At 73.6% G+C, this 5,762-nt stretch carries 7 protein-coding genes; 5 read left to right on the forward strand and 2 right to left on the reverse strand.

All coding sequences use genetic code 11. The annotated features are described in order from the left end of the window. From AX737_RS13575 to AX737_RS13585, 3 genes are all read left to right on the forward strand, one after another. The coding region (locus AX737_RS13575; RefSeq protein ID WP_156453701.1) for a branched-chain amino acid ABC transporter substrate-binding protein at positions 1-750 on the forward strand (750 nt) is incomplete at its 5' end. Between the two features lie 214 nt (positions 751-964). Further along, the gene (infA, locus tag AX737_RS13580; RefSeq protein WP_066922146.1) at positions 965-1,240 is read left to right on the forward strand and encodes a translation initiation factor IF-1; all 276 of its coding nucleotides are present in this window, start codon (positions 965-967) and stop codon (positions 1,238-1,240) included. Between the two features lie 7 nt (positions 1,241-1,247). Then, entirely contained in the window at positions 1,248-2,219 is a 972-nt protein-coding gene (locus tag AX737_RS13585; RefSeq protein WP_066922148.1) for a DMT family transporter, read from the forward strand. A 14-nt stretch (positions 2,220-2,233) separates the two neighbouring features. Here AX737_RS13585 and AX737_RS13590 read toward each other — a convergent pair whose 3' ends face one another. Further along, complete coding sequence (locus AX737_RS13590; RefSeq protein ID WP_066922150.1) at positions 2,234-2,539, reverse strand: hypothetical protein; 306 nt, start codon at positions 2,537-2,539, stop codon at positions 2,234-2,236. Between the two features lie 113 nt (positions 2,540-2,652). Then, entirely contained in the window at positions 2,653-3,417 is a 765-nt protein-coding gene (locus AX737_RS13595) for a class I SAM-dependent methyltransferase (RefSeq protein WP_066922153.1), read from the reverse strand. A 95-nt stretch (positions 3,418-3,512) separates the two neighbouring features. Between AX737_RS13595 and AX737_RS13600 the strand changes: the two genes are divergently transcribed. Both AX737_RS13600 and AX737_RS13605 read left to right on the forward strand, forming a co-directional pair. Continuing rightward, positions 3,513-4,766: a glutamate carboxypeptidase gene (locus tag AX737_RS13600; RefSeq protein WP_066922155.1), complete on the forward strand. Its 1,254-nt coding sequence runs from the start codon at positions 3,513-3,515 to the stop codon at positions 4,764-4,766. 64 nt (positions 4,767-4,830) lie between these two features. Beyond that, the gene (locus tag AX737_RS13605; RefSeq protein WP_066922157.1) at positions 4,831-5,511 is read left to right on the forward strand and encodes a haloacid dehalogenase type II; all 681 of its coding nucleotides are present in this window, start codon (positions 4,831-4,833) and stop codon (positions 5,509-5,511) included. Positions 5,512-5,762: the final 251 nt, after the last annotated feature.

Here is a 5,762-nt window from a genome sequence, read left to right on the forward strand (position 1 = left end):
GTGCTGCTGACGCCCGGCGCGAGCTACCCGGCGCTGACCGCGCAGGGCCTGTGGAACCTGTTCCGCCTCGCGCCCGGCGACGCCCAGCAGGGTGCGGCGGCGGGTGCGTGGCTCGCGGAGCGCGAGGGTCCGGTGGCGATCGTGCACGACCGCTCGACCTTCGGCCGCGGTCTCGCCGACGCGGTGTCGCGCACCCTGCGCGCCCGCGGCAGGCCCGAGGCGCTGTTCGAGAGCCTGCCCCGCGGCAGCCGCGAGGCGGGCGACCTCGTCGGGCGGCTGAAGGCCGCGGGCGTGCGGGCGGTATATTTCGGCGGCTTCGGCGCCGAGGCGGCGGTGCTGGCCCGGGCGATGCGGGAGGCCGGGCTCGACGCGACCCTCGTGGGCAGCGACGGCCTCCTCGACCGCGACTTCGCCGCCGCGGGTCCGGCCGCCGAGGGCACGGTGATGACGGTCCTGGCCGACCGCCGGGCGCCGGAGCCGCGCGGCAAGGCGCCCCCGCGCGGGCCGGAGGCCACGCTCGTCGCGGGCTCGGCCTACATGGCGGTCGAGGTGCTGGCCCAGGGGCTGGCCCGCGCCCGCAGCCCGGATGGGCGCCGGGTCGCCGAGGCGCTGCGCGCCGGCCCGGTCCGCACGAGCCTCGGCGAGGTCACCTTCGACGGGCGGGGCGATCCCGGCAGAGACGCCGTCGTCCTGCGGGTCTGGCGCCGGACGCCGGACGGGCGCGTGGACTACGCGGGCAACGAGCCCTGAGGTGCCGGGCGCGATTCCTGTCGAGGAAGGCGTAGCTTGCGCCCGCATGCCTTGCCGCAGGACGCGGCTGCGATTACATCCGGGCGCGTCTGCCGACGTTGCGGGCCGGCCTGCCGAGGATCGGAACCGCAACGGCGACGTTCCAACCGATCGAGCCAGAAGACGCATGCATGCCGGAACGCCTGTTTCCAGACGGTCCGACTGGAGAAGGTGAATGGCAAAAGAAGAGTTGATGCAGTTCGACGGTCTCGTCCTCGAGATCCTGCCCGATGCGCGGTACCGGGTCCAGCTCGACCAGGGCCACGAGATCGTGGCCTACACCGCCGGCAAGATGAAGAAGAACCGCATCAAGACGCTGGCGGGCGACCGCGTGACCGTCGAGATGTCGCCCTACGACCTCGAGAAGGGCCGCCTCGTGTTCCGCCACAAGGACGAGCGCTCCTCCGGCCCCCGCCCGCCCATGCGCGGCGGCCAGTTCCGCCGTCGCTGAGCCGGCGCTGAGCACGCCAGCCGCGGCCGGCTCCCGGGCGGGCCGCGCCTATCTGCTTCTCCTGTTCACGATGCTGGTCTGGGCCGGCAACGTGGTGGCGGCCCGCTGGGCCCCGGGGCAGGTCTCCCCCCAGGCCCTCACCACCCTACGCTGGTTCTTCCCCGCCGTGATCCTCGCGGTGCTCGCGCGGCGCCACGTCCTGGCCGACCGCGAGAGCCTGTGCCGATACTGGCCGCGCATCCTCGTGATGGGCGCGGTCGGCTACACGTTCTATTCCAGCCTGTTCTACGCTGCGGGCGCCCATACGGGCGCGGTCAACATCGCCCTGCTGCAGGGGGCGATACCGATCCTGGTGCTCGTGCTGAACTTCCTCGCCTACCGGCAGCCCGTCTCCTGGGGCCAGGGTCTCGGCGTGGGGGTGACGCTGGTGGGCGTGGCGGTGGCCGCCTCGCACGGCGACCTCGACACCTTGCGCAACCTCGCCTTCAACCGCGGCGACCTGCTGATGCTGGCGGCCTGCCTGCTCTACGCGGGCTATACCGTCTCGCTGGCGAGGCGCCCCGGGATGTCGGGGCTCGCCTTCTTCGCGGCGCTGGCCGCGGCGGCCTTCGTGACGTCCCTGCCGCCCCTCGCCGCCGAGTGGGCCGCGGGCCGCCTCGTCCAGCCGACGCCGACGGGCTGGCTGATCGTCGCCTACGTGGCGCTCGGGCCCTCGCTCACCTCGCAGCTCAGCTTCCTGACGGCGGTCGAGCTGATCGGTCCGAACCGGGCCGGCCTCTTCATCAACCTCGTGCCGATCTTCGGTGCCGGGCTCGCGGTGCTGATCCTCGCCGAGCCCTTCGACGGCGCCGACGCGCTGGCCCTCGCGCTGGTGCTCGGCGGCATCGCCTGCGCGGAGCGGCTGCGCCCGCGGACCGCGCCGCCGGTGCTGCCGCCCGCGGAGATCGTCACGCCCCGGCCGCGCGGCGGCCGGGGCTGACCGACCGCGTCGGCCTACTCGCAGACGCGCACGCGGCGGAAGTAGACGTCGCCGTAGGCGTCGATGTAGCGCCGCCGCTCGAAGTGGCAGACCGGGCCGATCACCTCCTCCTCGACGTAGACCGGCCGCGGGGCGCGGTAGACCGGCTTGCCGGGGTAGTAGGGGTCGGCCGTCGCGGCGCCGAGCGCACCGCCGACCGCGAGACCACCGAGCACGCCCAGAGCCGCGGCCCCGCCGGGACCGATGCCGTCGCGGGCCTGGGCGGCCGGCGCGGCGACGAGACCCCCGACGACGAGGGCGATTGCGAGACTGCGAACCATCTTGGCTTGTCCTCTGGACCGGCCGCACTGATTCTTCGACGGGCGTCCGGCTTCTCCGCGAGAACAGCCCTGCTTTTGGGGCAATTCTTCGGCGGCGGTCGGCGCGGTCCGGCTCAGAGCCGCGCCAGACGCAGGGCGAGAGGCCAGCGCACGCGCCTGCGCACCGCCGGATCGCCCCAGGCAGCGGCCAGATCCCGCGCGAAGGCCGGGAGCGGACTCGCGCCGAGGGCCGCCTCCGCCCCGCGCAGCGCCGACCACGTGCCCGCGTAGCCGACGAGGTCGGCGAGGCTCCACTCGGCCTCGATCGCCAAGTCGGCCACGGTCGCCCGGTCGGGCAGTTCGGCGAAGGGGAACGGCAGGGTGCGGTAGCCCGCCTCGACATGGGCGCGCTCCGCCGGCCAGTAGGGGCCGACCACCCGCGTGTAGAAATGTCGCAGCACCTCCTCCGCCGCCCCATCGAGGTGGAGCACGCCGTAGGCGATCAGCGCCAGCACGGCGCCGGGCCGGGCGACGCGCCGGGCCTCGGCGTAGAAAGCCGGCAGATCGAACCAGTGGGCGGCCTGGGCGGCCGTGATCAGGTCGGCGCAGGCCGCCGGAAGCCCGCTCGCCTCGGCAGGCGCCACCCGGAACTCGATCCGCGGGTGCGGCCGGGCCTCGGCGATCTGCGCGGCGCTCGCGTCCGTCGCCACGACCCGGTCGAAGGAGCCGGCCAGCAGCCGGGCGAGCTGCCCGTTGCCGCAGCCGCAATCGAGGGCGAGGCCGCGCCCCGGGGCCAGCGCCGCGAGCGCTTCCGCCAGGGCCGCCGGGTAGGTCGGGCGATGGGTCGCGTAGCCGGTGGCGGCCGCCGAGAAGTGGTCCTTGAAGGATGCGCCTGCCATCGTCGCCTCGTCCCGTGGATCCCGATCGTACCGCGCTTGACGCGGCAAGCCGATCCGGCCTGAAACGGGCGGATCATCGGCAACCCGGAAGACCCATGACCCGACGCCTCGCCCTCGCCGCGCTCGCGCTCCTGCCGCTGACGGCAGCGCCCCTCGCGGCGGCGGAACCCGACCCGACGGTGCTCGCCGCCGTGAAGGCGCAGGACAAGCCGCTGCGCGAGACGCTGGCGGGGCTCGTCAACGTCGATACCGGCACAGGCCAGGTGCCGGGCCTCAACACGGTCGAGGCGACCCTGCGCGCGCGCCTGGAGGCTCTCGGCGCGACCGTCGAGGCGCGGCCCGCGCCCGCCTTCGGCGGCAACACCCTGATCGGCCGGATCAAGGGATCGGGGCAGGCCAAGCTGATGCTGCTCGTGCACTACGACACGGTCTACGGCGAGGGCGAGGCCGGAAAGCGCCCCTACACGGAGCGGGACGGGCGCGCCTACGGCCCGGGCGTGGCCGACGCCAAGGCCGGCATCGCCATGATCCTGCACACGCTGGCCACCCTGCAGCAGATGAAGTTCACCGGGTTCGGCGAGATCACCGTGGTGTTCAACCCGGACGAGGAGCGCGGCTCGCGCGGCTCGCGGGACGTGATCCGCGAGGTCGCCGCCGGACAGGACGCGGTGCTCTCCTTCGAGCCGACCTTCGCGGACGAGGCGGTCGATGCCGCCACGATCGCCACGAAGGGCATCAACTACGCGAGCCTCACCGTGAAGGGCCGCTCGGCCCATGCGGGCGGCGCGCCGGAATCCGGCCGCAACGCCGTCACCGAACTCGCCCATCAGATCCTGCAGCTGCAGGATCTCGGCGACAAGCCGAAGGGCACAAGCCTGAACTGGACCGTGGTCTCGGGCGGCACCAAGCCGAACATCATCCCCGACCAGGCCAAGGCCGAGGGCGACATGCGCTACTTCGAGGCCTCCGAGTACGATCGCGTCCTGACCCAGGCCCGCAAGATCACCGAGACGCATCGCGTCCCCGACACGCAGGTGACGTTCGAGCTGGCCAAGGGCCGCCCGCCGCTGCCCGTGAATCCGGCGACGCGCAAGCTGGGCGAGGCGGCGCAGGCGATCTACCGCGAGGTCGGCGGCGACCTGAAGCTCGTCGAGATCGGCGGCGGCACGGACGCGGCCTACGCCTTCCAGCCCGGCAGCCCGGAGAAGCCCGTGGTGCTCGAATCCCTCGGCGTGGTCGGTGGGCGCTACCACAGCCCCGACGAGTTCGCCGTGCTCGACAGCCTGACGCCGCGCCTCTACCTCGCCACGCGCCTCGTCATGCAGCTCTCCGGCAAGGACGCCCGCTGAGGCGGCGGGCTGGCGGAGCGCCGGGGCCGTCCCACATCCCGGGGCCCGGACGCGGAGCCCCGCCATGACCCAAGACCTTCTCGCCCACACGGACGCGGTGCTGTTCGACGCCTACGGCACCCTGTTCGACGTGCACGCGGCGGTGCAGCGCCACGCCGCGGCGGTCGGGCCCGACGCCGGCCATCTCTCCGAGGTGTGGCGGAACAAGCAGCTCGAGTACAGCTGGGTACTCGGGCTGGCCGGGCGCTACCGCAGCTTCTGGGACCTCACCGAGGCGGCCCTCGACCACGCGCTCGCCCTGCACCCGGCGGTGGACCGGGCCTTGCGTGAGAAGCTCCTCGACGCCTACCGCGACCTCGACGCCTATCCTGAGGTGGCGAGCGTGCTGGAGCGACTGCGCGCTCGGGGCCTGCGGACGGCGATCTTCTCGAACGGCGACGCCCCGATGCTGGCGCGCGCCGTCGCCTCGGCCGGCTTGGGCGACCATCTCGACGCCGTGCTCTCGGTCGATGCCGCGGGGGTCTTCAAGACGGCGCCGGCCGCCTACGCCCGGGCGCTGGAACAGGCCGGGGCGGAGAAGAGGCGCGTCCTGTTCTGCTCCTCGAACCGCTGGGACATCGCGGGCGCGACCGCCTTCGGGCTGCGCTGCGCCTGGATCAACCGGAAGGGTCTGCCCGACGAGTACGCGGATCTGCAGCCGGCGGCGGTGCTGGCGGACCTCCGTGGGCTCCTGTCGGAGCGTTGATCCGATCCCGGGCAATCCGCGTCACGGCAGGCGGAAGACGCGCCTGCCGACGCGCGCCCAACACGATTGTGCACGTTCCGTTGGCGGATTTTTAAACATCCGGGCGCTGAACTCGTCCCGCACCAGCGGGAGAGTTTTGAGCGTGCGCACCACCCTGTCCTTCGGGCCGATCCGTCACGGGGCGCGCGCCGCGCTCGTCGGGGCCCTCCTCATCGCCGCGGCAGTGCCGGGCGAGGCCCGCGACGGCCGCA

Origin of the sequence: Methylobacterium sp. CCH5-D2, from assembly GCF_001556475.1 — a bacterium.
GTDB lineage: Bacteria > Pseudomonadota > Alphaproteobacteria > Rhizobiales > Beijerinckiaceae > Methylobacterium > Methylobacterium hispanicum.

Coding starts and splice junctions, on each gene's coding strand:
- AX737_RS13595 (WP_066922153.1), bottom strand. CDS start 3,417: ATGGCAGGCGCATCCTTCAAGGACCACTTCTCGGCGGCCGCCACCGGC.
- infA (WP_066922146.1), top strand. CDS start 965: ATGGCAAAAGAAGAGTTGATGCAGTTCGACGGTCTCGTCCTCGAGATC.
- AX737_RS13605 (WP_066922157.1), top strand. CDS start 4,831: ATGACCCAAGACCTTCTCGCCCACACGGACGCGGTGCTGTTCGACGCC.
- AX737_RS13600 (WP_066922155.1), top strand. CDS start 3,513: ATGACCCGACGCCTCGCCCTCGCCGCGCTCGCGCTCCTGCCGCTGACG.
- AX737_RS13590 (WP_066922150.1), bottom strand. CDS start 2,539: ATGGTTCGCAGTCTCGCAATCGCCCTCGTCGTCGGGGGTCTCGTCGCC.